This window comes from Lactobacillus sp. 23-2 (genome assembly GCF_044902225.1).
Lineage (GTDB): Bacteria > Bacillota > Bacilli > Lactobacillales > Lactobacillaceae > Lactobacillus > Lactobacillus absianus.
The window spans coordinates 1-25,610 of sequence record NZ_JAOQBX010000028.1 but is presented as its reverse complement, the minus strand read 5'-3'; the positions used below and the strand labels follow the sequence as shown (position 1 = coordinate 25,610).

The following is a 25,610-nucleotide window of genomic DNA, read 5'->3' as shown; positions in this document are numbered from 1 at the left end:
ACCTTGTCCTTCGTCCCCGTCCGGCTCAGGGTTACGCTCTCGCTGTGGTCTTCACGCGCCTTGCTGCCATCCGCGTAGTTGTAGTGAATCGTTTCTTTTACGGTCGTCGTGTCCTGATTTGGCTCCGTGCCGTGCTTCAGGTGAACGAAGTAGCTTTCATTGTCGAAGACAACGTTCTGGCCATGGGTACTGTCTGATACGAACTCATAGCCCTTGCTCTTGTAGTCATCGATGCTTGATTTGGTGTTGTACCCGGAATCTGCGCCCGAGTCGCCGCTCTCGCTGTCTGTCTTCAGAGTCGTATTGGTGGTGTCGTCAATGTACGTTACCGTGGCTTTTTGCGGCTCGTATTTAACTCCATGCCAAGCAATCTTTGGCTTCGGCTCAACTGGCTTGTAGGCAGTGGCCAAGGTGGAGTCAAGTGCAAACCAGCTATAGACATTGCGTGAGTTGGTAAGTTTCGGATTATACTTGGTAATCTTCTGACCAATATGGAAGGAATTGCCTTCAAGCTCCATAATGGCCGCTCCGTAGTAGCGGTTGGCTGAAAAGGACGACGATTTTGGATTGTCCCAGTCAGCAGGAGCAGGAGGTTGCACTTCGTTATTGTTATCGGCATACCAGCGGCCGTCAGCATGACTTTTAATGCTTGACCCTGGAATTTGCATGGTGGTGTTGCCGTTTGGAGCGAAGTATTCAACCTTGGTGGTGCCGTTGTTAAGGCTGCTCATGTCAAGCCATGCGTCGCTGCCCTTGTCCAGGGTAATTGGTTTCCCGTTTTCGTCGTAGAAGGTCAGATCAACGGTCAGGTCAACGCGGCCACTGCTCTTCTGACCACCAGTTACCCCATCACCAGCTGCCCCATACCACAAAGCAATATTAGGGTTGTTGGACAAGAAGATATTGGCAGTTCTATCTTTTGCCGTGGTTTCGTTCAGCGTGTACTTGACCTGAGCCTGGCCCAGCTTATGTGCGACGCCATCTTTGTCAATGTAGACGGAATTCTTCAGTCCCGTGTAGCGGGCAACGACACTTTCGTCTACCTTAAGCTGAATGCCAGTATAGGTCTTGCCCCAGTCCTTGCCGTCAGAGGCTGTCCCTTCAGCCTGGCTGTCGGAAATATCGGAATCACTGAATGACTTGGAAATGTTGCCACCACTAGTCATGCCATCAGTATATACGCCCAGGCCATCGCTGCCCCGCCAAGCGGTGGACTTAATGAATTTGACCGGCTCGCCGCTTCCGGAAGTAACGTCAAGCGAAGCATCGTGTTCATTGGCAAATGACAGGCCCTGTGAAATTCCCTTGACCGTATGCGGTGAGCTTTGAGCAGCATTCCACTTGGCCAGGTCTTCTTCGTAGGCTTTCATGGCCGCGTCATAAGTCGCCTTTTCGGCTTTGTACTTGGTCACCTGGCTTTGAATGTAACTGGCCTGCTTGTCCAGATCATCCAACGCATCTTTCTTGACAGCGTAGGTCTTGACATCATCTTCTTTGTTAACAGTCAGTCCATCTTGATTCGCCTGGTTGGCAAGACTCGACAAGTACTCGTTCTTGTCGGAGATCTGGTGCTGCACCTCAATGATAGCCTGGTTCTGATCGTCGGAAGCCGTATTTTCATCACCAGCTGGAGCAGTAGCCATAATCCTTGCCCTAGCCATCTTCTTGTTGACCGCTGACGTCTTGGGGGCTGAAACTTGAGTTTGCGGAGTAGTTGGCTGACTTTGAGCAGCAGGTTCTTGCTTTGCCACGTCAGCTTTCGCATCGTTTGAAGTTGTCGTTTGCACTTCATCATTGGCGCTGCCGCCTTCTTGTGCTTGCTTGTTTTCAGCCTGATTTACATCAGCCACTGCTGCTTGAGCTTTCCCGTTCTGCTTTTCAGCACTTGCTACGGAAGCTTGGCTAGTTGACTCGGCAGTCTGAGCTTGCGTTTGATCCTTATGCGTCTCTGATGGATCTAACTTATCCTCAACTTTTCCGGCAACAGGTGTGTCGTTAATCGTATCAGCATGCGCTACAGAGCCATTAACACCCATCCACAACGTGGTTGAAAGCAGAACTGACGCTACACCAACGGACAGCTTTCTCAAGCTGTAGTGTGGTGTTCGATCAGCACTGTCAACGAACATCTTATTTTTCTTTCTTAGCATTATTCGCTTGTAACTTTCCTTTCTAAAACATAACTGAGTTAATACTCAAATACATGATTAAAGAAAAGCAAGAATAATTAATATTGGTTAAATAATTATTATTTTTGCCAATTCAAATCTAGCACTCGCCGATTGTGAAATCAAGTTGAACACTGTTCCGATCTAGTGAAAAAAAAACCGTTTTCACTGGATCAGAGCACAAAAAATCCATTTCAACCTTTTGGTAGAATATGAATTACCACAAAACATTTCTAGAGAGGCTAAAATGGATTGTTCCTATTCTAACACTAAACCACACCAAAAGGGAAAGCACCTTTCGAAGGATGACCGAATTACAATTCAAGTGATGCATTCCATTGGCTGCTCAAATCGTACCATTGCTAGAGAGCTTAACTGCTCGCCAAGTACAATCGTGTATGATCAAAAGAGGTACTGTATCCCTTTATACTGACAATGTGAAACGATACAAATGTCGAGGGGCAAATGACTTATGAGCGCCATAGACGCGAATGCGGCCGTAAGAGCTTGTTTCTTCGTCGAAGCAAGTTCATCAACTATGCTTTTGTTCGTGCAAACAAGCGCATTCTAGGCCGAAGCATCGATGAACGTAGTCCTAGAATCGATACTCGTAAGGACTTTGGCCACTGAGAATGTGACCTAGTTCTTGGACACAAGACCAAGAATGATGTGCTGCTTACTCTGTATGAACGGAAGACACATCGCTTCTTCATGATCAAGATTGAAGATAAGACTTCAGTCAGCATCATGAAGGCATTTGACAAGATTCGCGAGTTTTATGGATCCAAATGGAACAGAATCTTTAAGTCTATCACAACCGATAACAGCTACGAGTTCGCGAATCTATCAAATCTTGAGCAAGTTTCCAAGACGCTTGTGTACTATGCTCACCCTTATACATCCTGTGATAAAGGTAGCGTAGAAGGCCGCACTGGGCTTATTAGACGCTATATTCCTAAGGGAGATTGCATGGATAAATGCAGCGTACATTGCTAAGATCGAAGTATAGTGCAACTCTCTTCCTCGAAAGATCTTAAACTACAAGACTCCAGAAGAGTGCTTTGACGTAGAGCTTGACCATATTTATCGGCGCAGATAGTCAAAAGCTACCAGATATTATTGGTAAGTGTTCAATTTATTCTTGCAATCAGCGGAAAATTCTTTTTATCCTAAAAATATGAAAGCAGAAATCCTAAAAGAATTGCAGCAGCTGACCCCAGTTGAGGCTGAGCAAAAAACAACAAAGCACTTTGTGGCCGACTTCGCTGGCCGCACCTTTAAAGAAAACGACCTAAACCTGGCCATGCCGGTCTTCAGACCCACCCTCTTCAACAATCAGAAAATTTTTGTCAGCAAGCATGCGCGCTTTGCCGACTGCCCCGAGCACACCCACCTCTTCTTGGAGGCCAACTATCTGCTGTCGGGCCAGGCAACTGAAATCATTGCGGGCAAGGACTTGGCCTTAAAGGCCGGCGACCTGCTCCTGCTTGACGTGGGCACGCCTCACACCATCCAAGCCCTCGGCAAAGATGACCTCTTGATCAACTTAATTTTTTCTGAAACAGCTGACTTCTCCTTTGCCCAGCTGATCCCGGGGAGAAAAGCCGAGTACCTGGTCTTCCACCATGATCAAGCCGAGGCGGAAATCCAGACGGTGGCCGATCTTCTAATCGCTGAATTTTGGTCGAAAAATCCTTCCAAAAATCTCCTCCACCACTATCTCGGCGCCTTAAAAGTACTGCTCCTCCGGGATGCGGCAGCCAGCGCCAAGGCTAGCCAGCAGTCGACCATCGTCAGCCAGATGTTGAAAGAGATCTCGGAGAATTTTAAGACCACCTCCTTGAAAAAAATTTGCCGAAGAAAATAGCTACAATAGCTCTTATCTGGGCAGCTTGTTTAAAAAAGAAGTGGGGATTTCTTTTTCCCAGGCACAAACCGAAGAAAGGCTGCTGATTGCGGCTAAATTGCTTAAGACGAGCAAGCTGCCAGTGTCGGAGATCGCCAAAGAAGTGGGCATTAGCAACAAGACCTTTTTCTACCAAAAATTTGCCGAAAAATATGGCTGCTCACCTAAAGAAATGAGAGAAGAAAATAAGCACTAAGCGAAAGCTTAGTGCTTATTTTGACAAAAAACTTATCTAATGGTTCATACCTTTCTTGCTACTTTGGCAAAATACTTACCATTTTCCTCATCCGACCAATCAGATGCAACTCTCTCAGTAGAAGCAATAAATTTCTCTACATTCTGTCCAAATGCCAAAGTGGTGGCAAGCGTAATACTATCATTTTCGCCAATCAGCATTTGCCCTTCAGCAAAGCCAAAGATAAAAGCTCGATCAATCTTTAACAGGTGGCATAATTTTTGATCTGAATCAAATATCTGCACAGCGTCTCTAACAATATAAAATTCATGGCCATCTTAGTTGCCTCTTTCCCGTAATATACCAAAAAACGGAGGCTACTGCTACAAGAGCAGTTGTCTCCGTTAAAATTATTCTTCTTACTTGATCCCAGCTTCGTCAAGCTGCTTGAGGGTCAGGTCCAGGTGCTTCATTACCGTTTCCTTGCCCATCAATTCCATGGCTTCACCGATGCCAGGGCCCACCATTGAGCGGGTAGTGGCAATCCGGATTGGCATGAAGAGCTTGCGGCCCTTGATCCCGGTTTCCTTGCGGGTCGCCATGATGGCGCCCATGATCTTCTTGGCCGTGAAGTTGTCCAGCTTGTCCAATTGCTTCTTGAATTCTTCAATTGCTGGACGGGCTTCGTCCTTCTTGATTTCTTCAACTTCTTCGTCAGTCAGGTATTCAGCTTCAGTGAAGAAGATCTTGCTCAAGTCAACGATTTGCTTGGTGTAGGACATTTGGTTGGCGTACATGTTGACCAATTGTCTTACCCATTCCATCTTGCCAGGAGCTGGGTTTGCTTCAACCAGGCCGGCTTCTTGCAGGTTGTGCAGGGCCAAGTCAAGCAGTTCGTCTCTGTCAGCCTTCTTCATGTACTGGTTGTTGACCCAGTCCAGCTTCTTTTGGTCAAAGGCAGCTGGTGACTTGGACAGACGAGCTGGGTCAAATTGCTTGATGAATTCGCGCTTGGAGAAGATTTCACTTTCACCAACTGGGGACCAGCCCAAGAGGGTGATGAAGTTGAACATGGCTTCTGGCAAAAAGCCCAGGTCCCGGTATTGTTCGATGAACTGCAGGACTGATTCGTCACGCTTGGACAGCTTCTTGCCAGTGGCTGAGTTGATGATCAAAGTCATGTGGCCAAAAACTGGTGGTTCCCAGCCCAAGGCTTGGTAGACGCAAAGCTGCTTTGGGGTGTTGGAAATGTGGTCGTCGCCCCGCAAAACGTGGCTGATTTCCATCAAGTGGTCGTCGATAACCACGGCAAAGTTGTAGGTTGGCATCCCGTCGCGCTTTTGGATGACGAAGTCCCCGCCGATCGTGTCTGAGTCAAAGCTGAGGTGCCCCTTAACGATGTCGTCCCATTCGTAGGTTACGCCTTCTGGAATGTGGATGCGGACAACTGGCTTAAGACCCTTGGCCCGCGCTTCATCTTGCGCTTGCTTGATCTCATCAGCAGTCATGCCTTCGTATTCGTAGATGTAGTGCGGAGCAATCCCCATCGCTCTTTGTTCTTCACGCTGAGCTTCCAGTTCTTCTTCCGTCTCAAATGAGTAGTAAGCCTTGCCTTCTTCAAGCAATTGGTCGATGTACTTCTGGTAGATCGGCTTTCTTTCTGATTGCTTGTAAGGACCAAAGTCACCGCCAACGTCTGGACCTTCGTCCCAGTCGATCCCCAGCCAGTGCAGGTTTTCGATCTGGGATTCAGCACCGCCTTCAACGTTGCGGGCCGTGTCAGTATCTTCGATTCTCAGAACCAAGGTACCCTTGTTGTGACGTGCAAATAAGTAGTTAAACAAAGCAGTACGCGCGTTACCAATGTGCAGGTGGCCCGTTGGTGACGGAGCGTATCTAACGCGGATTTTATTCTTAGCCAAAATTATGCCTCTTTCTTACTATTCTTCAACTTACTTAGTTTACTAGCAATAAGAAAAAAATTCAATCTCTTTGAAATCTTGTGGCCGCTTAAATCCTTAATCCTCCAAAGCATTCATGAGCTTCCGCCCCTGCTATTTCTGGCTTTCCGTGTATTTGGCAAAAATCCAGGTCTCAGCCCCGCCGGCAAGCAGGCAGATGATGATCTGCTCAACGATCAGCATCCCCAAAATCGCGAAAATCGAGTCCGCCTTTTGGGTGAACGCGTCCGCCAGGTTGCCCCAGACGTGGCCGCTGATCCACGAAAAGAGGATCACCAGCAAGAGCTCGATGAATTCCTTCAAAGTCTTCGCGGCCTTGGCTCCAACAGGCAAGTGGTCAACCAAAGCACCTGACAGGTCAGTGACCAAAAGCCAGTAGTAGGTCATTTCGATCGCGGCAAAGAAGCCCAGGACGGCCAGTTCCGGCAGAAAGCCGGGCATTTGCCCGCCAGTCTGGGAAAAGTCGCCGATGAAGCTTTTGAAGCTGGCAGTCCTCACCATGGACCGGGACACTGGCAAGACATAGACCAGCATCATGGCCCAGGACAAAAGCCACTGCCAGAAGATGCCCATGCCCGTCGTCAAGACATTGGCATTGAGAAAGATCCGGGAATCAGCCGGAATGACCCGCCAAGTCTGGCTGCGGTTGATCCTGTAGGCCTGGTAGATGGCCCAAATGGCATAGGCAATCATATCTAAGAACATGACCACGGCTACGACGGTGATGGTCGTGATCTTGCCCTCGATGCTCCAGTGCATTGCAAAGCCAAAGCCCAAAACAGTCACCAGCATGATCACGGCTTCGGCAATCAAGGACGCGTGCAGCGGCTTGCGCTTTTGCTTGAGCATGACACCCAGCAATTGCTTAAAATCAAGCATTTTTTCTCCCCCCTAAATCAAGTCCTTAGCTCCGCTTGGCTTCCGTAAACTTGTTGAACACCAGCCACTGCAAGGCTCCCAGCAAGAGCACGTAGGCAAGCTGCAGGGCCAGGATGAACAATAAGTCAATCAAGAAATCGTTGCCGCTGAAGTGGCCAGAAGCTGGCGCGAAGATTTCAGAGAACAAGCTGACTTCGTGCTTGCCCCCCATCAGCTTGACCAAGGCGTTGGCAAACTGGTTGTTGATAAAGGCAAAAAATGTCAGCAAAAGCACGAAGATGCCTGCCTTGACGGCCTTGGCGCTCTTGCCGCTGAAAGGCAGGCGGTCAGCCAAGGCTTCCATGGAATCCGCCAAGAAGAGCCAGTAGTAGACATCGCCCAAGAAATTGGCCATCAGCAGCAACAGCAGGATCAGCAAAGTGGCCGTCAGATTCACCTGGCGGTTGACCTCCGCGATGCCTTTAAACATATTGGCATAATCCTGGCCTGACATTTGCATCCATAGCGGGATGCTAAAGACCGCGACCGTGACCAGCGCCAAAAAGATAAAGCAGAGATAGTTGACCAAAGCCGACAAGCTGTTGGCCAAGACAAAGCTGCCCGACTTCACCGGCAGCAGGCGCCAGGTCTGGCTGCGGCTGATCTTCCAGCAGCGGATGACCAGCAGGTATTTATAAATAAACGCGGCCAAAATAAAGACGATCATCGGAATGCTGATGATCATTGGCCCAAAGGCGGCATTCCGGTCCCAGTGATTGGAAAAGCCAACGGCCAGCCAGGTCACGCCGGCAAGCACGGCGCAGAAGCCGTAGCCCAGCAGCATCTTTTTGGCCTGGGCCTTGAACATGGCCCCATAGACCTTCTTAAAGTCCGTCATCGCTGCTTACTCCTCCCCTTCATAGAAACTTTCGTACCATTCCTCAATTGACGCGTGCCCTTCCCGGATCTCGTCGGCGCTCTTGTGCTTGATGATGTGCTTGTCCTTCAAAAGGACGACTTCATCCAAAACTGGGGCAATTTCGTCCAGGATGTGGTCGCTGATGATGATCGTCGCCTCATCCGGCTTCCAAAGAAGCAGGGACTTGATGATCTTCTTCCGGCTCATGGCATCAACGCCGCTGAAGGGCTCATCCAGCAGGTAGAGGTCGGTCTTTCTGGCAAAAGCCAGGGCAATGATCAGCTTCTCCCGCATCCCCTTGGACAAGGAACTCAGCTTGTCTTCAGCGTTCAGGTTCATGAATTCCAATAATTGGTCAAACTGCTGGCCATCAAAGTCAGCAAAGACTTCCTCATAGAAGCTTTTGACCTCCCGGATCCTCCTGCCGTCAGCAAACGCGCTCAGGTTGTCAGTCATTGACAAGTGGGCCTTGCGGCCAGCTTCTGAACTTTCGCCAGCCACCGTTACCGTCCCCTGGTAGTTCTTGGCCACGCCGGCAATTACCCGCATCAAAGTCGTCTTTCCGGCCCCGTTGGCTCCAACCAGGGCCACGATCTTGCCGTAGGCGACTTCCAGATCGACATCCGCCAAAATCTCTTTCCGGTTCATCCGGTAGGACAAGCCGGCAATTTTCAATACATCTGACATTTTGTTTTCCCTCTCCCTTATCTAACTTATCTGCTCCTGCAGATATCTTTCAAGCACCGCGACCAGCTGGTCTTCGCCAATGCCTAATTCTTTCATGCGGACGACGAATTCGGCCAGCTCCCGGTCGACCAGCCGCTCCTGGCTGTCGGCAATCAAGTCTTCATTGTCGGTCACGAAGTTGCCCTCGCCCCGCTTGGTATAGATATAGCCCTTGTCGCTCAATTCTCTTAAGGCTCTTTGAACCGTGTTGACGTTGACGGTCAATTCCACGGCCAAGGCCCGGACGCTGGGCAGCTTGTCGCCGGGCCGCATTTTCCCAGTCGCGATCTGCCGAAATAAATAATCTTGAATCTGCAGGTAGATCGGAATATTGTCTTTAAATTCCATGCTCATTCATCCCCTTGCTTCTTGTTGCTTCTTCATCAAAATCTTTCTGCCATTGGCCAATCGCCAGGGCCAAGCTCCAAATTGCCCCGGCCAGCTTCCAATTGATCTGGCAGCTTATCCTTCCTTTCTTTGCTACGCATCCCTTTCGGTTCACGTTTGCCAGCCGCCTCCAATGCGGCTGTCTACTGTACTAGACATCTAATACACCGTTATTATAGGACAGCCCTGCCGGCTTGGCAATCATCTTTTTGGCAAAAATAAAAGCAAGCCGGCCGCTGTTAACGGCAAGACTTGCTTTTATATAGTTTGATTTTTCTACAAGCAGCTTAAATGCCTGGTTCGGCATCGTACTTGGAAAGGTCGGTTATGACGCCGACGAACAGGGTCCGCTGCCCATCGCCAGCCACCTTCATCATGCGCAGGTTGAAGGGCTGGGCATTAATGATGAAGTCCCGGCTATGAGGTTCCCGGCTTCTGCGGCAAACCGCGATCAGGCGCTTAGCCGCCCGCTGCCAGTTGGACTGCTCATCCAGCAGCCGCGCCTGCAGCTCCTGGCCGTCCATGTTCAGGCAACTAGCCAGCAGCTCTTCCCCATTATTGTTGATGTAAATCAGATTCAAGCGGCCATCGGCTTCCTCTTCAATTTCAACGATCGGCAGAATGTCTTCGCCCTTTGGATTGCTGCCCAGGGTTGGATCAGACAGGACGTTGATCTGGCCAGCTTCCCGGTAGTACTCATTCTCTTCGACCGGCTCCAAGTAGCCGTCAGCATGGTCGCTGAAATATTCAATAAATTCTTCAAAAGGCAGGGGCTGGGCAAACAAGAAGCCCTGCAGCCTTTCGCAGCCAACTTCCCGGAGAAAGTCGGCCTGCTCCATCGTCTCTACCCCTTCGCACAGGGTTTGGATGCCCAGCCGCTTGGCCATGTCGATTATGGCAGCAACGATGGTGCTGACGCTTGGATTGCTGGCAAAATTGCGCAGGAAAATCATGTCGATCTTGATCAGGTCAAAATTGTAGCTCTGCAGGTTGTTCAAGCTGGAATAGCCAGAGCCGAAGTCATCCATCCAGACGTCATAGCCGGCCCGCTGGAATTCACGCATGGCCCGCATCAGCGCTTCTGGCGCCGTAGTCAGGGTTGACTCAGTAACTTCAATTTTCAAAAGCTTGGGACTGAGGTCATACTTGCGCCGCAAGCGGTCGACTTCCTTAAAGATGTCGCAGACCTGAAAGTCAATCCGGGACAGGTTGACGGAAATCGGGATCATCGGCTCATTTTCGTCCTTCATTCCCCGGATAATCTGGCAGGTCTGCTCAATAATGCATAAGTCCAGGCGGTGGATCAGATTGGCTTCTTCCAAGACCGGAATAAACAGGCCTGGGCTCAGTACCCCTTTTTCCGGGTCAACCCAGCGAGCCAGAGCTTCCGCCCCGCAGAGCTTGCCAGTAATGGCCCGCATTTCCGGCTGGAAATAAGCCTGAATCCAGCCCTTCCGCAGAGCTTCATTGAAGTGGGTCAAAACGTAGTCGCGGGAATCATACTTGTCCTTGACCTTCTGGTCGTAGACGCAGCAAAGCTGCTGGCGGTTGCCGGCCATGTACTTCAGGGCCTTTCTGGCATTGTCGACCGCCGTCATCGGATTGGCGATTTTCTCCTGGCAGTAGTAGATTCCGGCATGCACCCCGTCAGACCAGCCATGGGTGCTGTCCATCACGTCCTTGGCCACCCGCTTAAGCTTGGGGAGCAGGTTGTGGTCAGCCGTAACCATGACGAAGTGGTCTTCCACGAAGCGCACCAAGAGGCTGTTTGGAAAAGCCGCCCTAATGATCCGGGCCGTCGTGCGCAAGAGTTGGTCGCCCTTGGCATAGCCAAAGTGGTCATTGTAGGCATGCATCCCGTAGATGTCAAAAAAGACCACGATCGGCGTCTGCCCGCTTTCCTGAAGCTCATTCAGGTATTTTTGCGCGATGCTTTGAAAGTAGTTGGTATTGGGCAAGCCGGTCAATCGATCCAGGAAATAGTCGTCTTCTTGGCTGGTCAAATAAGCCTGGTCAGTCAAAAACAGCCTTTCCTGCTGCCTGGTCAAATCAGCGTATTCAACCATGATCAATCCCGATTTAGCCGCCTTCAGCTCCCGCTTTCGCTCAAGCAAGGCCGGCAGGCAGGACAGGTCGCTGGCAATCGTGCCTTGCATCAATTGGGAGCGGCTTTGGCCCAGCAGCTGACACAGACCGTCAGAAACCAGCAGCAATTTCCGTCCCTCTGGTCCGGTTTGATAGATCGCGATTGGGATGCTCAGGCTTTCATAGCTTTCCCGAACTTTTGGGTCGAATTCATAGCGCTCCATGCTTAGCACCTCCTTTAGTCAACTGTTTCTTATTTTTTATATTATATCATTTGTGTCTCAAGCTTAGACCGACTTCAGCCTTTGTGCCGCTTTCTATTAGCAATCCCCCAGACTCCTTTAAGCCCTTTCAAAGAAAAGTGCGTTAATTTTAACAATCCGTTCATGTTGATTTCATAGTAAATACGAGCTATTTCTTTATTATTTTAGGTCTGCTACACTGGAAGTAGCTTTTTAAGCTTTAGCTGTAATTTTAGGAGGAAAAAATATGAAAAAGACCAAGACCTTTTTGGCCGCCGGCACGACCATGCTGGCAGCCTTGGCCTTGACGGCCTGTGGCGGCTCCAACTCTTCATCCGGCAGCAAGGACGTGCTGAATTGGGAAGAATCAGCCGAAATCCCAACCATGGACTTGTCAAAGGCAACTGACAGCGCCAGTTTCGTGCAATTGATCAACACTATGGAAGGCTTGTACCGGGAAAAGGCTGACGGCTCCCAAGAGCCAGCCCTGGCTACCAAGGAAACCGTCTCCAAGGACGGCAAGACCTACACCTTCACCCTGCGCAAGTCAAAGTGGAACGATGGCTCCCCAGTCACCGCCAAGGACTTCGTCTACTCATGGAGAAGAACCGTTGATCCGAAGACTGCTTCCCAATACGCCTACCTCTTCAGCGGCATCAAGAACGCGGACGACATCCAAAACGGCAAGAAGAAGCCGGAAACCTTGGGCATCAAGGCCGTAGGCGACTACAAGCTGGTCGTTACCCTTGAGCGGCGGATTCCTTACTTCAACAACTTGATGGCCTTTGGCTCCTTCTTCCCACAACAGGAAAAGGCCGTAAAGAAGTACGGCTCCAAGTACGGCACTGCTTCCAAGTACATGGCCTACAATGGTCCATTCGTCATGAAGGGCTGGAACGGCTCATCCCTGTCCTGGAAGCTGGTCAAGAACGACAACTACTGGGACAAGAAGCACGTCCACCTCAAGCAGGTCAACTACAGCGTGCAAAAGACTCCTTCAACCGCCTACAACCTCTACCAGTCAAACAAGCTTGACGCTGTTGCCCTGGATGCTGAGCAAAGCAAGCAATTGAAGAGCGTTAAGGGCTACACCCTCTACCCACGCGGGACTACCTTCTACATCCAGTTCAACCAGTACAAGAACAAGTACCTGCAAAACGCCAACATCAGAAAGGCCCTGTCCCTGGCCATCGACCGTCCAGCCCTGTGCAAGGTGCTTGGCGGCAACAACACCGTAGCCAAGACTTTGACTCCAGCCAAGCTGACCACGGTCAACGGCTCTGACTACATCAACATGATCGACAAGAACGACGAGCAGTACGCGACCTACAACAAGAAGCTGGCTCAAAGCTACTTGAAGAAGGGGATGAAGGAACTCGGCGTAAGCAAGCTGAGCTTCAAGCTTTTGTCAGATGACACTGACGGGGCCAAGAAGTCAACTGAAGCCATGCAATCAAGCATCGCTGACACCTTGCCACAAGTTTCCATCTCAACTCAAAACCTGCCATTCAAGACCCGGCTGGCCAGAACTGACGCTGGTCAATTCGACATGGTCGTTACTGCCTGGGGCGCTGACTTCGCTGACCCAATCTCCTTCCTGGACCTGTTCACCAGCAAGAACGCCCAAAACGGCGGTCACTGGTCAAACAGCCAGTACGACAAGCTGATCCTCGAATCAAAGACGACCGGCTCAAACGACCAACGCTGGAAGGACCTCAGTCAAGCTGAAGGCGTGCTGCTGAAGGACGTCGGCATTTCACCACTTTACTCCAGCACCAGCGCCTGGATCATTCGCCCAGGCATCAAGCACTTGATCAACCTGCGCGACCACTGGGACTTCAAGTACGTCACGATCGAAAACTAAGCGTGGCCATCCTAGCTAGAAACGCTAAACTAAAATACTGAACTAATTGCAACTTGGCACTCATCCACTTTAGATGAGTGTCTTTTGCTTGCTGTTGGAAAAACAGCCGCAGCCGAGCACATTTCGGGAACCATTTTTTGAAAAAGTACCTAACTAACTCAAAATCCGCGCTCGCCGCACCAGCCACTGCCCAAAGCTTTCTGATTGGTCCAGGCAATGTTGCAATGCTATAATTGGCGGGCAAACTATCAAAACAGGAAGGACGTTCAAGCCACCATGTACAAAGTCGTTAAAAAAGATACCATCAACGCAGACCGCTTCACGATTATCCAGGAAAAAGTCGAAAAAGACGGTCAGATTGCCCCTTTTTCCTATGTCACGATTGGCTTTGGCATCTCCATCATCCCCTTCGTTGACGAAGATCACGTCTTAGTTCTGAAGGAATACCGCCACCCAGTCGGCAGCTGGCAATACGAGTTTCCAAGCGGCGGCATCGATGAAGGCGAAGAAGCCAGCGCGGCCGCCAAGCGGGAATTATTGGAAGAGACTGGCTATGAAGCCAGCGAAATCATCCCTTTGGGCTTCACCTACCCTTCCTTTGGCTCTACCAATGAAAAAATCACCCTCTTTGCGGCCAAGGCCAGCAAGGCCGCGGCTCCTCAGCGAGAGATCCTGGAAGAGATCAAGGGCGAGATCATTTCTACCGACCAGCTGGAAGATCTGATCGCCAGCGGCCAATTTGCCCACGGGGCCGGGGAAGTCGCCTGGCTCAAGTGGCTGCTCTACCAAAAGCGCCAAGGGCAAAACTAAGCCAAATCAAATAAAAAGCAGACCAGACCGCTTAAGGTCTAGTCTGCTTTCTTTATTTTTCCAGCCAGCAGTCACGCAATTCCTGGCAGGTCTGGGCAAATTCTCCGCCAAACAGGCTCTTCTTGGACCAGATAAAGCTGAAGCCGTGGCTGGCCGAGAAGTCAGCCAAGTCCAACTCCCGCAGCGTCCCCTGCTGCAGGTCTTTTGCGACCGCGGCCTTGTAGAGAAAACTGATCCCGCAGTCGGCCTTCACCAGTTCAATGATGGTGTGCATGTTCTCCAGCTGGATGAAGTGGGCAAAATTGCTCAAAGCAAAATTCTCCTGCTCCAAGCCCCGCTCCAGGATGTTTCTAGTGCCTGAGCCCGGCTCTCTGACCAGCAGCCTTTCTGAGAACAAGTCTTCCAGCCGCTTGGGCGGGGTCTTAAAGACGTGCTGCTTCGCGGCCACCCCAATGAACTGCTCCTTGGCCAGCGGCAGCTCGGCATACAAGTCGCGCGGGAAGTTGCCTTCGACCAAGGCAAAGTCCAGGCTGCCGTTTTGCAGCTGCCTGAGCAGGCTGGCCGTGTTGGCGCAGGTCACCTTGATGTTGACGCCAGGATGGCGCTTGACATAGACGGCCAGAATCTTGATCAGGGCCGTCTCCCCAATCGTCTTGGTGACCCCAAAAGTCAAAGTCCGCAAATCATCATTCTTAAGCTGGTTTTTGATCCGCCGCTCGTCATTGGCCAAGTGCCGCATGGCCTGCTCCAGCAGCTTTCCCTGCGGGGTCAGGACCAGATTGCGCCCATCCCTGGCAAACAGCTTGACCCCATACTCGCGCTCCAGGTACCTGATCTGGGTGGAAACCGCGGGCTGGGTCAAGTTCAACTGGCGGGCCGTCTCCGTAAAGTTGAGCAGCTGGCAGGCCGTTAAGAAAGTCTTGACGCGAAAGTCCAGCATAAAATTCCTCCTGTCATCCATAATTTATTTTTATCGCTAGCAAAAAATATACAATTTTTCATTTGCGTTGGCAAGCAATATACTGAAGCAGAAGCTAATTTGGAGGTAAAAAATCAATGCAATGGTTCAAAAGAAACTTGCCAGGTCTCTTGGTCTGCTTAGGCATCTCAATTCCGGCCTGGCTCTTGGGGGAAGCCTTCCCCGTAATCGGCGGCCCCGTCATCGCGATCCTGTTCGGCATGGTCATCGCCCTCTGCTGGACTGACCAGGGAAAAGCCGCCGAAGGAATCAAGTTCACGTCAAAAATCATCCTGCAGGCAGCCGTCGTTCTGCTGGGCTTTGGCATGAATTTAGGGGTCATCTTAAAGACGGGCGGCCAGTCCCTGCCGATCATCATCTGCACGATCTCCGTGTCGCTTTTGCTTGCCTGGGGCTTGCACAAGTGGCTGAAGATTCCTTTCAATATTTCCACCCTGGTCGGCGTGGGCTCATCCATCTGCGGGGGCAGCGCCATCGCGGCAACCGCGCCAGTGATTGATGCTGATGATGACGAAGTGGCGCAAGCCATCTCCGTGATCTTCTTCTTCAACGTCCTCGCCGCCATCTTTTTCCCAATGCTGGGCAAGGCGATCGGCTTTGACACCCTGCACGGCGATGCTTTCGGCATTTTCGCGGGCACGGCCATCAACGACACGTCTTCCGTAACCGCGGCCGCCGCTACCTGGGACTCCATGTTCAAGCTGGGCACGGCCACTTTGGACAAGGCAGTCACGGTCAAGCTGACCCGGACTCTGGCTATCATCCCCATCACCCTGGCTTTGGCCTTCATGCGGGCCAAACAGGCGCGAAAAGATGGCAGCCACGCAAATGGCTTCAGCTTCAAGCGGGCCTTTCCAACCTTTATTCTCTACTTCATCCTGGCCGCAGTCATCACGACTATCGCCACCAGCTTGGGAGTCAAGGCCGCGGTCTTTGTTCCTTTAAAGACCCTGAGCAAGTTCTTGATCGTCATGGCCATGGCCGCGATCGGCCTGAATTCAAACCTGATCAAGCTGGTCAAGTCCGGCGGCAAGCCGATCCTGCTGGGCGGGGTCTGCTGGATCGGGATCACTCTGGTCAGCCTGGCCATGCAGCATATGATGGCTATTTGGTAAAAAAAGAAGTCCGCGAAGAACTCGCGGGCTTCTTTCTTTGATGTGAGAGTAGAAAAGTACCCAACTAATGCGTTTTCCCACATTCGATTGCCCAAATAAAAAAACGCTCATCTAAATTAGATGAGCGTCTTAAGCCAATGTCTTAACTTAATGACATTGAGTTTTTCCCAGACTCTTTATTTTTGCTATTTTTCCGTCTGTCGGTCCTTGATGAAGGATTGGTAGGCAATCAGGCCATAGTGCGGGTTATCGACCAGCTTGACCATCGCGTGGTTGACGAACAAAATGTTGGCATCGCTAGCCTTGGCCTCATAAACAACCAGGCCAGCCGGATTGTTGGCCGTCAGCTCTGCCTGGCTTCTTTCCCGGCTTAAGTGGAGCGCGGTCCGCGCCCGGTAGCCAAGGATCGAAAAGAAGAGCATGACGGCCACGAAGACTGAGCCGGACAAGTAGTCGGCCGGCTTCAGCCAATCTAATTTTTTTCATTCCTAGTTTTGCTATACCTACTACAGTTTAGCCAGGTCTTCCGCGGAATCAGCGCAGCTTTTCTTCAAATTGCTTCTTGACGCCAAAGTTGTAGACCAGCACGTAGCCCATCACGGCCCCGAAGCCAGCCTGCAGGCATTCAAATGGGAATTTGATCAGCGAGATTGCCGGAGTGGCATAAACGAAGGCCCGGCCAAGGGTGTAGCCAGTGACCATGACCGCTGCCCCAGCCAGAATGCCCAGCATGACCTTGCCGCGGTTCTTAGGATATTTGCGGGCAACGTAAGCAATGATCATTGCTTCCAAGCCGTGTGAGAAGAGACTGACAAACATTGGTGCCGGGTAGAACAGGGCATCGCCCAAGAAGGCGCCGACGCCGCCGACCACAAAGGCCTCCGATGGCATAAGCATCAAAGCTGAAGCCACGATCACCACGTCATTGAAGTAAAGGTGACCGCCAGGTACTGGGATGCTGAAAGATGACAAAGCAACGTTCATCGCCATCAATACAGCAACTACAACTGTTCTTTTAATCGACCAAGCTTTATTCATATTTACTATTTCTCCTTTCTCGGCTTAAGCAGTTTTTAAGATCAGCGCCTTTATCATAATCTTTTAATTTTATTTTGTAAAGGGTTAAGCTTAATTAACTTACTTTTTGTCAAAGAAAGGTCCGCCAGTGATTTGGTTGCGGCCGTTCTCCTTGCTGCGGTACAAGAACTTGTCGGCCGTGTTGACCAAGCTCCAGAACGCTTGCAGGTTTTCTGGCCGCCCCCAGGTGTAGCCGCCTGAGATATGGATATCCACGACGGTGCCTAGGATATTGCTTTGAAGCAGGTCCTGGCGGATAACCTGGTCCCGGCGCCGGAGCTCGCTTTCCGGCACATAGTCGCAGATCACGAGGAACTCGTCGCCCCCATAGCGGTAGCAGTACTCGTCGCCATAAACGTCGCGGATGGCCTGGCTGACCGTCTTCAGGGTCTCATCCCCGAAGCGGTGGCCATAGTTGTCGTTGATCAGCTTGAACAAGTCAATGTCGATGATCATCGCGACGATTTTCTTGCCGGCAAAGCGGTCAATGAAGTCATGGTCCAGCGCCCAGCGGTTTCTGAGGCTGGTCAAAGAGTCCTGCAGGGCTTCTTTTTCCAGTTCATCGATCTTGTCCTGCTGCTCAGAAACGTCGATAAAAAAGCCTGCCAGGCCAACGATCTGCTCTTCGCTGTAGAGCGGCGCCCTGTAGGCCACGATGGTCTGACTCCGTCCCTTGGCGATCGTCGCGCCCCAGCTGCGGGCTGGCTGGCCGCGTAGAACTTCTTCCTCAGCCTTTCTGAAGGCTTCATTCTGCTCATTCCAGGCCATGTCCTCATCGGTCTTGCCCAAGACGTCATCCAGCTGCAAGCCATAATAGTCCAAAAAGCGCTGATTGACGCCTAAGAAGCGGCGCTTGGTGTCCTTCCAGAAGACCCCAATGTCTTTTGAACTGAAGACGGCATCCCACAGATTGCCCTTGTAGATCTGCCCAGGAATGGTCTCTAGGCGGTCAACCAAGGCTTCAGTCTGCCGGTTTGCTTCATTGGTCTCCCCTTCAACGTAGTCGACGATCAGGTAGTCTTGACCATTAAATTCAAGGACTTGGCTCTGGGCTAAAAACTGCCGCTTCTTGCCCTTGATGGTCACGTGCACTGACCGGGGCTTGCCGTTCTCGCATGGCACTTCATTCTGTCCGCTAGCCAACTCGCTGGCGATGCTTTCGCGGTCATGGCCCAGCAGGTCACAGAAGCCTTGAGAGATAAGCCAGGGGTACTTTTCTTTCCCCTTAACCTTAAAAAAGACCAGAGCTAGAGGCGAGGCTTCATAGATGCGGCGCAGCTCAGCTTCGTCTGTCAGCCTTCGTTTTTCCATTTATCCCGCTCCTTCCTGGCAGCTTTGCCTGCTTTTTCCTTATTCTAATTCTAACATCTTTGCCGGACCGATAAAATAACTACGAACAAAAGCAAAAAAAGACGCGAACCACCGGGCATGGAGCGCGTCTTTTTGGCAATATTTCAGTTGTAGAACCTAAAATTACAATAATTTCATTAGAAGCGGTGCTTCTCGTCTCTTCTGTAGGCCACGTACTTGATGTTCAGCAAGTCCATCGCGGTGATGTTGTGGGAAACAGAGTTTGAGCCGTATGAGCCAGTCCCCAGAGTCAGTGATGGCATCAGGTTGTTGTAGATCCCGCCGATCCCGCCGAGGGCAGCTGGACTGTTGACCAGGATCCGGCAAGCTGACATCTTGAAGGCAAACTTCTTCAAAACGTCGACGTCGTGGGTGTGGATGCCGGCAGTGTGGCCGCGGCCACCGTAGTTCAGCAGGGCAGTGCAGATCGTGAAGGCTTCAGATTGATCCTTTGCCTTGTACATGGTCAGAACTGGTGACAGCTTTTCGGCTGACAGTGGGTGACCCTTGCCGACGCCGTGGTATTCGGCGATGACTACGGTCGTGTCTTCTGGAACATCAACGCCGCACATCTTGGCGATTTGGTAGGCACTCTTCCCGGCCATTGGCCCGGCAACCGTGCCGCGGCGTGGGTCGATGAAGTGTTCCTCGAACTTCTTGGTTTCGTCCTTGGACAGGAAGTAGCACTTCTTTTCAGCGAACTTTTGCTTAACTTCATCGTAGACGTCAGCATCAACTACGACTGAGTTTTCTGAAGCACAGATCATCCCGTTGTCAAAAGTCTTGGAAAGGACGATGTCGTTGACTGACTGGTCAAGGTCAGCGGTCTTTTCAATGTATGAAGGACCATTGCCTGGGCCAACGCCCAAGGCTGGCTTACCAGTTGAGTAGGCTGCCTTGACCATGCCTGGGCCGCCAGTAGCCAGAACCATTTGTACCTTTGGGTTGTTCATCAAAGCGGTCGTAGCCGTCAGGCTTGGCTCAGTGATCCATTGAATCCAGTCTTCTGGAGCGCCGGCGGCAACAGTCGCGTCGCGGATCAATTCGGCTGTCTTTACGCAGGACTTTTGGGCTTGCGGGTGGAAGCCGAAGATGATGGTGTTCTTTGACTTCATGGCGATCATGGCCTTGAAGATAACCGTTGAGGTTGGGTTGGTAACTGGAGTAACCCCAGCGATGACGCCGATTGGCTCAGCGATCTTCACGATCCCGGCCTTTTCGTCTCTTTCAACCACGCCGACTGTCTTCATGTCCTTCATTGATTCCCAGATGGTTCTTGAAGCGTATTCGTTCTTGGCAGTCTTGTCAATGACCTTGCCTCGGCCGGTTTCTTCAACAGCCAGCTTAGCCAGTTCTTCGGCGTGTTCAACGCCAACATTTTCGATAACTTGACACAGGTGGTCGACTTGCTCTTGGGTGAAGTCATCCATCTTGCTCAAAGCAATATGTGATTTATTAGCTAAATCATCAATATGACGGTAGATTTTCTTGTTTTCCTCTTCTTGTTCTTTGTCGGTATGTGTAGTAGTTACAGCCATTTTTCTGATTCTCCTACTCGGTTTCTCGTTCGGGTTTATTTGTGATTCATTTCTCAATTACTATCATAACAGCATTTTTTTAAAAGAAAACCCCCTTTTTTCGGCAGATTTTTCTGCACAAAGATCTTGATTTATCAACAATTCGGCCCTTTGGGCAATGAAAGCGCTAACTTTTTATAAAATTGTGAGAAAAATAACTTTTATCATTCTTTAAAGAACTTAAATATCGGGGGACTTTTTAGCAAATTTAAAAGCAACTTTCATATATCAACAGCACTTTTTCCCCATTTTGTAAGCATTTCCGGATTCAAGCTCATTTTTGACAAACTTTTCCAGCTGTCAGCCTTAACAGCACCGGCCTCTATCGCCAATATCTGTTACCACTTTCACATTTTCTGTTAAAAATGAGTCCGTTAAGGCAAGGTCGTTCAGCTTTGACTTTGGCTGCAGTGTTTTTCGGGACCGTATTGCTCTTTTTTTGCTTCAGTTGGGGACTTTTCGAAGTCCAAGTCCCGAAAAGTATCCAACCACCACGTTTTTCCAAAAATCCGATCGCCAAACAAAAACACTCATCTTAAGTTAGATGAGTGTCTTACGTTCACAGTTATCTTAGCTAGGCGAAGTCGGTCAGTTCTTCGGCGCGGTAGCGGGTCGTGTCAGGGATCGTTTCGCTTGGATCGCCCTTGCCGATGGCAATCGCCATGACTGGCACGAATTGGGTTGGGTCCAGGTTAAAAGCAGCAGCCGCCTTAGCCGAGTCATAGCCAGCCATCGCGTTGGTGTCATAGCCATGGGCCCGGGCCACCAGCATGAACTGCATGGAGACCAAGGCCGCGTCAACCAACGCATCAGCCAGCAGCATCTGCTGGTCGGCATTCTTGTACAAAGGCAGGAAGGTGCCAACTGCCGCGTCGCGTGCCTCCTGGCTGACCTTGCCCGCCTTCAGCATCCCGTTCCACAAGTCTTCATACTTCTTCCAGGACTTGGTATTGCCAAAAACCAGCAAGATAGCGCTGGCCGTGTCAACTTGCGGATAGTTGAATGGCATGAAGTAGCCATGCAGCTTCTCGCGTCCTTCCGGACTGTCAACGACAACGAACTTCCATGACTGCAGGTTGCAGGCGCTTGGCGCCTGGACGGCCTCATTCAGCATCTGCAGCAGCTCTTCGTGGCTGATCTTCCGGCTTGGGTCAAAGTGGCGGACTGATTGCCGGCCCAGCACGATCTTCTCAAAATCATTTTCCTTAAACATTTTATTTCTCCTTTTTAAGCATCACATAGCGCAAAAAAGTAAGCGATTTTTCCAACTCTTATTCTAACTTATTTTTGGCCAAATCCCAAAAAAGAAGCAGCCGCGAATCATTCGCGACTGCTTCTGCAATCTCTGTTTATCTATCTCTGCCGCTTCTAATCGCCAATGTAAAAATCATTGGTCAGGTTCTCGCGGTACTGCCCTGACGCCAGCGGCAAGTTCAGCTTGTACTTCTTCAAGACGCGCAGGGTATTAACGTAGCTCTTGTAGACTGGATAATCCTGGCCGACCTTCGTACCACTGACGCTGACGGTCACGGTCCCGATTTCCTCGGTCTTCTTGGCCATCAGCCAGCTCCACTTGCTTTCCAGGTCCTTCTTGTAGGCGGTCCGGAATTCCTTGTAAAGCTGCTTGCTCTTCAAGCTCTTGGTGTTGTAGCCATTGGTGTTGGACAAGCGGATCACTTTCTTGCTGGTCAATAGAGCCTGGTCTTGGTAGAGCTGGTAGTAGCTCTTTCTAAATTCCGCGGACTGGGAAACCCCTTGGAAGTACTTGTCCATCGCCTTCATGCTGATGTCATAGTGGCGGCGGATCTGCTTGCCATTCTTCAAGCGGTAGATTACGTACATGTCAAATCCGCTTGAAGAATCGCGGCCGCGGTCCTTGACAGCCTTCTTTGCCCCTTCCTTGCCCAAGTCATAGGCCAAGGCCGGGTCCAGCTTCATCTGTGAGCGGTACTGGAAGGCTGAAACCTCTTTGCCGCTAGCCATGTATTTGTCCGTGTAGTAAGTTGACCAATAATCGCGGGCCGGTGGAAAGACGGCCATCGAAGCCACCTTGTCTTGGTCCGGCACATAGGCATCGTGCTTGTAGGACGCGTAGTCCATGGCGCCAAAGACGGCCAGGCCAATGGCGGTCAAAAGCAAGTTGCAGACAAAGCGCTTTTTCCAAGCCATGGCATCGAAGCGGTAGATCACCTGCAAGATCGCTCCCAAGACCAAGCCAGCCAGCAAGGCCAGGGCAAAAGTTGCCGGCAGGTTCTCGGAGAACATGCTGTAGCCAAAGGAGGCGGCCAAAATCGTCCCCAGAACTACCCCGCTGACAGTCACGACCGTTTCGCACCACTTAAAGGACAGGGCCTGTCCCGCTGTCTCGCTGCCGCGCTTTTGCAGGGCCCAGTAGGCCAAGGCCAGGTAAGCCAGACCCAGCAGGCAGTTCAGCCAGAACATGTAAGGCTGCGGGTGTTCGTAGCCAATCGTGACCAAAGCGTAAGGGTTGGTAAAAACATGCTTGAAAACGTTGGTCCCAACCGTCGTGGTGCACAATGAGTGGTAGTACACCGCTGCTACGCAGCGGACCAGCAGCTCAAAGAGCATGAAGTAGGCCGTGCCTAAGATGGCCACGAAGGTATTGCCGGTCAAGGTCATGGCCAGAACCGTCAAAGCATATGAAGCTAGATAGACGCCAAAGCACAGGAAGTAATAGACCGCCGCATCCGCAAAGATCTGCCCCAAGTGCGGGCCGGTCATGCCAGCGGTCTCCAAGATCCCCAGCAGCATGAAGATGGCGGACAAGGCCACGTAAGCGAGCACGCTGTTCAGCACGATCCCGAAAAAGCGCTGCTTTCTGGTCAAAGGCTGGCTTTCATAAAAATCAACCTGCTTTTCCACATGCAGATAGTGGAAGCTGTCCACCCCCAGGTAAATCCCCAGAAAAAGGACGACCAGCGTCCAGATAAAGTTGTCCGACGAAAAATTCTTGTTGACGTTCTGCCAAATGTTGGCATGGTTGACGTCACTGATGAACATGACTGGGACGATGATATCCGCCATAAACATGGCCAAGGTCATGACGGCCAGTGGCACCTTTCGGTGGGTCAGGTATTCCTTCTGTGAAAATCTCAGCTTATTTGAGGATGAGCTTGCGCGTGTCATAGCCTACCGCCTCCGCTTCTGAAATAAAGATTTCCTCCAAGGTCAACGGCAAGACCTCAAAGAAAGTCATTGGTACATGATCAAAGACTGCCTTGACGTCGCTGGCTTCCCCGCGCACCACCAAAGTGTGCAGGCGGCCACGGGTCCGGTGGTCGACCACAGTCAGCTTGGCCAGGACCTCCTTGGCGTCCTGCTCGTTCTTAAAGACGCACTGCAATTTCTGGATGCCCAGCTTCATGTCGGACAAGTCCTCTGACAAGAGCAGCCCGCCCTTGTGCAGGAAGCCGATATGGTCACAGAAGTCTTCCAATTCCCGCAGGTTGTGGGAGGCAATGATCGGCGTCAAATGCCGGCGCTCCATGTCTTCAGCGAACAGGCTCTTCATGCTCTGCCGCATTACTGGATCCAGTCCGTCAAAGACCTCGTCCAGCAGCAGGTAGCGGGTGTTGGCGCAGATCCCCAGCAGGATGGCCAACTGCCGCTTCATGCCTTTTGAGTAGCTGCTGATCCGGTCTTTTGGCTCCAATCCAAAGTCCTTGAGCAACTCGTCAAAGCGTTTTTTGTCAAAATCCAAATAGATGGTCATCATATAGCGGGCCATCGTTTCCGCGGTCGCGTTTGGAAAAAAGTAGGGGTCATCCGCTACAAAATAGATCTTCCGCTTGGCCTCCGGGTTCTCATAGATGCTGTCTCCATCCAGCGTGATCGTCCCCCGGCTTGGCTTCAAGACCCCGGCCATCATCCGCAGCAGGGTACTCTTCCCAGCTCCGTTGGTCCCGATCAGGCCAAAGACGCGTTCGTCGTCGATGCCCAAAAACAGGTCCCTGATCGCGGTCTTGTCGCCATATTGCTTGCTAACGCCGTCAATCTCGATCATTTTTCTCAACCTCCTCTATCGCTTGCTCCATCATTTCCTTTGGCTCAATCCCCAAGTCGCGGGCCTGAACCAGCAGTTCGGCAATTTTCCCTTTCAGCTCCACAATCTTTTGCTCTTTCAGCGCATCATTCTCACGGACAAAGTTTCCCCGCCCCTTGACGCTGTACAAGTATCCCTCTCGCTCCAGCAAGGCGTAAGCTTTCTGCACCGTGTTCGGATTGGTCGACAATTCCATCGCCAGTTTTCTGACTGAAGGCAGCTGCTCATTTGCCTGCAGCACCCCGGTCAAGATCAGCGACTTGTACTTGTCGGCAATCTGCTCATAGATTGGCCGGCTGTCTAAGTAATCAATGAAGTCCACAAGCCTCCTCCTTTCGAACGCCCTCGTTCACTGTTCTTACTGTACTATTTATTCTAGTACACTTGTAATGCAAAGGCAAGTATCAAAAACAACCAACTGTAGCGCTTCTCCAGGAAATCTTCGTGGTTCAGCAAAAAGTGGGACTCTTATTTTGAAAAAAATGCTTGGGGCAGTATAAAGCGGGGCTCGTATTTCGAAAAAACGGCTTGGGGCAGTATAAAACGGGGTTCGTATTTCAAAAAAGTGGCTTGGGGCAGTATAAAACGGGGCTCGTATTTCAAAAAAGTGGCTTGGGGCAGTATAAAACGGGGCTCGTATTTCGAAAAAACAGCTTGGGGCAGTATAAAACGGGGCTCGTATTTCGAAAAAACGGCTTGGGGCAGTATAAAGCGGGGCTCAAAGCAATGATTGTCCTCACTTTTACCGCAGCCAAGCACAATTTTGAAAAAATAATCCCCGTTTTTACCGCAACCACCCACAATTTAATCAAAATGCTCCCCGCTTTTTACGTAGCCAAGCACAATTTGAGAAAAATAAATCCCTGCTTTTTACGTAGCCAAGCACAATTTGATCAAAATGCTCCCCGCTTTTTACGTAGCCAAGCACAATTTGAAAAAAATAATCCCCGTTTTTACCGAAACCACCCACAATTTGATCAAAATGCTCCTCGCTTTTTACGTAGCCAAGCACAAGTTGAGAAAAATAATCCCCGCTTTTACCGCAGCCATGGACGTTTAGGCAAAAAGTGGCCCCGCTTTTACCGCAGCCATGGAAACTGGAGCCCCGTTTTTACCGTAGCCATGGGAATTGGAGCAAAAAAAGAGCCAGACCTAAGTCTGACTCTTTAATTCGCGCGGCAATTACCTATCCTTGCAGGCAGTTTCCCACCAACTACTTTCGGCGTAAAGAAGCTTAACTGCTGTGTTCGGCATGGGAACAGGTGTATCCTTCTTGCCATTATTACCACACTGACGGTCCATGCGGGATTTGAACCCGCGATCTCCTCCGTGACAGGGAGGCGAGATA

General features: G+C 50.8%; 23 protein-coding genes, 1 rRNA gene and 2 pseudogenes. 7 read left to right on the top strand and 19 right to left on the bottom strand.

Annotation, left to right across the window (positions count from 1 at the left end; translation table 11 throughout):
- On the bottom strand, positions 1–2,150 hold a 2,150-nt coding region (locus OCH80_RS08690; RefSeq protein ID WP_404540041.1), incomplete at its 3' end, for a GbpC/Spa domain-containing protein.
- A gap of 265 nt (positions 2,151–2,415) precedes the next feature.
- Between OCH80_RS08690 and OCH80_RS08685 the strand changes: the two are divergent.
- From OCH80_RS08685 to OCH80_RS08675, 3 genes and pseudogenes are all read left to right on the top strand, one after another.
- Positions 2,416–3,267 (top strand): annotated as a pseudogene (locus OCH80_RS08685) (IS30 family transposase).
- Positions 3,268–3,345: 78 nt separating this feature from the next.
- Positions 3,346–4,035, top strand: a complete 690-nt coding sequence (locus tag OCH80_RS08680) for a cupin domain-containing protein (protein WP_404540039.1) — start codon at positions 3,346–3,348, stop codon at positions 4,033–4,035.
- Between the two features lie 25 nt (positions 4,036–4,060).
- Positions 4,061–4,270, top strand: coding sequence for a helix-turn-helix domain-containing protein (locus tag OCH80_RS08675; protein ID WP_404540037.1), 210 nt, complete (start codon positions 4,061–4,063; stop codon positions 4,268–4,270).
- A gap of 44 nt (positions 4,271–4,314) precedes the next feature.
- On the opposite strand, the gene OCH80_RS08670 is transcribed toward OCH80_RS08675, so the two are convergent.
- The 8 genes from OCH80_RS08670 to OCH80_RS08635 form a co-directional block, all read right to left on the bottom strand.
- On the bottom strand, positions 4,315–4,554 hold the full coding sequence (locus OCH80_RS08670; protein WP_404540034.1) for a hypothetical protein: 240 nt from the start codon (positions 4,552–4,554) through the stop codon (positions 4,315–4,317).
- A gap of 114 nt (positions 4,555–4,668) precedes the next feature.
- A complete protein-coding gene (gene gltX / locus OCH80_RS08665; protein WP_404540031.1) occupies positions 4,669–6,171 on the bottom strand; it encodes a glutamate--tRNA ligase in 1,503 nt (500 codons plus the stop codon).
- A 132-nt stretch (positions 6,172–6,303) separates the two neighbouring features.
- The gene (locus OCH80_RS08660) at positions 6,304–7,089 is read right to left on the bottom strand and encodes a hypothetical protein (RefSeq protein WP_404540028.1); all 786 of its coding nucleotides are present in this window, start codon (positions 7,087–7,089) and stop codon (positions 6,304–6,306) included.
- A 25-nt stretch (positions 7,090–7,114) separates the two neighbouring features.
- On the bottom strand, positions 7,115–7,966 hold the full coding sequence (locus tag OCH80_RS08655) for a hypothetical protein (RefSeq protein WP_404540025.1): 852 nt from the start codon (positions 7,964–7,966) through the stop codon (positions 7,115–7,117).
- A 6-nt stretch (positions 7,967–7,972) separates the two neighbouring features.
- On the bottom strand, positions 7,973–8,674 hold the full coding sequence (locus OCH80_RS08650) for an ATP-binding cassette domain-containing protein (RefSeq protein ID WP_404540022.1): 702 nt from the start codon (positions 8,672–8,674) through the stop codon (positions 7,973–7,975).
- Between the two features lie 21 nt (positions 8,675–8,695).
- Positions 8,696–9,061, bottom strand: a complete 366-nt coding sequence (locus tag OCH80_RS08645) for a GntR family transcriptional regulator (protein WP_404540019.1) — start codon at positions 9,059–9,061, stop codon at positions 8,696–8,698.
- Positions 9,051–9,215, bottom strand: a complete 165-nt coding sequence (locus tag OCH80_RS08640) for a hypothetical protein (protein WP_404540015.1) — start codon at positions 9,213–9,215, stop codon at positions 9,051–9,053. Before OCH80_RS08640 ends, OCH80_RS08645 begins: the two co-directional genes overlap by 11 nt.
- 172 nt (positions 9,216–9,387) lie before the next feature.
- Positions 9,388–11,409, bottom strand: a complete 2,022-nt coding sequence (locus OCH80_RS08635) for a putative bifunctional diguanylate cyclase/phosphodiesterase (RefSeq protein ID WP_404540012.1) — start codon at positions 11,407–11,409, stop codon at positions 9,388–9,390.
- Positions 11,410–11,674: 265 nt separating this feature from the next.
- Here OCH80_RS08635 and OCH80_RS08630 point away from each other — a divergent pair, with 265 nt between their 5' ends.
- Complete coding sequence (locus OCH80_RS08630) at positions 11,675–13,291, top strand: peptide ABC transporter substrate-binding protein (RefSeq protein WP_404540009.1); 1,617 nt, start codon at positions 11,675–11,677, stop codon at positions 13,289–13,291.
- A gap of 276 nt (positions 13,292–13,567) precedes the next feature.
- Positions 13,568–14,101: an NUDIX domain-containing protein gene (locus tag OCH80_RS08625; protein ID WP_404540006.1), complete on the top strand. Its 534-nt coding sequence runs from the start codon at positions 13,568–13,570 to the stop codon at positions 14,099–14,101.
- A 52-nt stretch (positions 14,102–14,153) separates the two neighbouring features.
- Here the strand turns inward: OCH80_RS08625 and OCH80_RS08620 are convergent, their stop codons facing one another.
- Complete coding sequence (locus OCH80_RS08620; RefSeq protein ID WP_404540003.1) at positions 14,154–15,041, bottom strand: LysR family transcriptional regulator; 888 nt, start codon at positions 15,039–15,041, stop codon at positions 14,154–14,156.
- 116 nt (positions 15,042–15,157) lie between these two features.
- Here OCH80_RS08620 and OCH80_RS08615 point away from each other — a divergent pair, with 116 nt between their 5' ends.
- On the top strand, positions 15,158–16,195 hold the full coding sequence (locus OCH80_RS08615) for a YeiH family protein (RefSeq protein ID WP_154549114.1): 1,038 nt from the start codon (positions 15,158–15,160) through the stop codon (positions 16,193–16,195).
- A gap of 185 nt (positions 16,196–16,380) precedes the next feature.
- On the opposite strand, the gene OCH80_RS08610 is transcribed toward OCH80_RS08615, so the two are convergent.
- The 8 genes and pseudogenes from OCH80_RS08610 to OCH80_RS08575 all read right to left on the bottom strand — a co-directional run bounded on the left by OCH80_RS08610 (position 16,381) and on the right by OCH80_RS08575 (position 24,584).
- Positions 16,381–16,644, bottom strand: a complete 264-nt coding sequence (locus OCH80_RS08610) for a hypothetical protein (protein ID WP_404540000.1) — start codon at positions 16,642–16,644, stop codon at positions 16,381–16,383.
- An 85-nt stretch (positions 16,645–16,729) separates the two neighbouring features.
- Positions 16,730–17,233 (bottom strand): ECF transporter S component, encoded by a 504-nt coding sequence (locus OCH80_RS08605; RefSeq protein ID WP_404539997.1) that lies wholly within the window; start codon positions 17,231–17,233, stop codon positions 16,730–16,732.
- Between the two features lie 99 nt (positions 17,234–17,332).
- Positions 17,333–18,583 carry a diguanylate cyclase domain-containing protein gene (locus tag OCH80_RS08600; RefSeq protein ID WP_404539994.1) on the bottom strand — a complete coding sequence of 417 codons (1,251 nt, stop codon included), beginning with the start codon at positions 18,581–18,583 and terminating at the stop codon, positions 17,333–17,335.
- A gap of 194 nt (positions 18,584–18,777) precedes the next feature.
- Positions 18,778–20,160: pseudogene (locus OCH80_RS08595) on the bottom strand (aldehyde dehydrogenase family protein); the annotation flags it as partial.
- Positions 20,161–20,773: 613 nt separating this feature from the next.
- Entirely contained in the window at positions 20,774–21,412 is a 639-nt protein-coding gene (locus OCH80_RS08590; protein ID WP_404539991.1) for a nitroreductase family protein, read from the bottom strand.
- 155 nt (positions 21,413–21,567) lie between these two features.
- Complete coding sequence (locus OCH80_RS08585) at positions 21,568–23,346, bottom strand: hypothetical protein (RefSeq protein ID WP_404539988.1); 1,779 nt, start codon at positions 23,344–23,346, stop codon at positions 21,568–21,570.
- Positions 23,318–24,223, bottom strand: a complete 906-nt coding sequence (locus tag OCH80_RS08580; protein WP_404539985.1) for an ABC transporter ATP-binding protein — start codon at positions 24,221–24,223, stop codon at positions 23,318–23,320. The genes OCH80_RS08585 and OCH80_RS08580 overlap by 29 nt, the downstream gene beginning before the upstream one ends.
- Positions 24,210–24,584 carry a GntR family transcriptional regulator gene (locus OCH80_RS08575; protein WP_302187643.1) on the bottom strand — a complete coding sequence of 125 codons (375 nt, stop codon included), beginning with the start codon at positions 24,582–24,584 and terminating at the stop codon, positions 24,210–24,212. Before OCH80_RS08575 ends, OCH80_RS08580 begins: the two co-directional genes overlap by 14 nt.
- 164 nt (positions 24,585–24,748) lie before the next feature.
- Here OCH80_RS08575 and OCH80_RS08570 point away from each other — a divergent pair, with 164 nt between their 5' ends.
- Positions 24,749–25,432 carry a hypothetical protein gene (locus OCH80_RS08570; protein ID WP_404539982.1) on the top strand — a complete coding sequence of 228 codons (684 nt, stop codon included), beginning with the start codon at positions 24,749–24,751 and terminating at the stop codon, positions 25,430–25,432.
- Positions 25,433–25,435: 3 nt separating this feature from the next.
- Here the strand turns inward: OCH80_RS08570 and rrf are convergent.
- Positions 25,436–25,552, bottom strand: a 5S ribosomal RNA gene (gene rrf / locus OCH80_RS08565).
- Between the last annotated feature and the right edge of the window lie 58 nt (positions 25,553–25,610).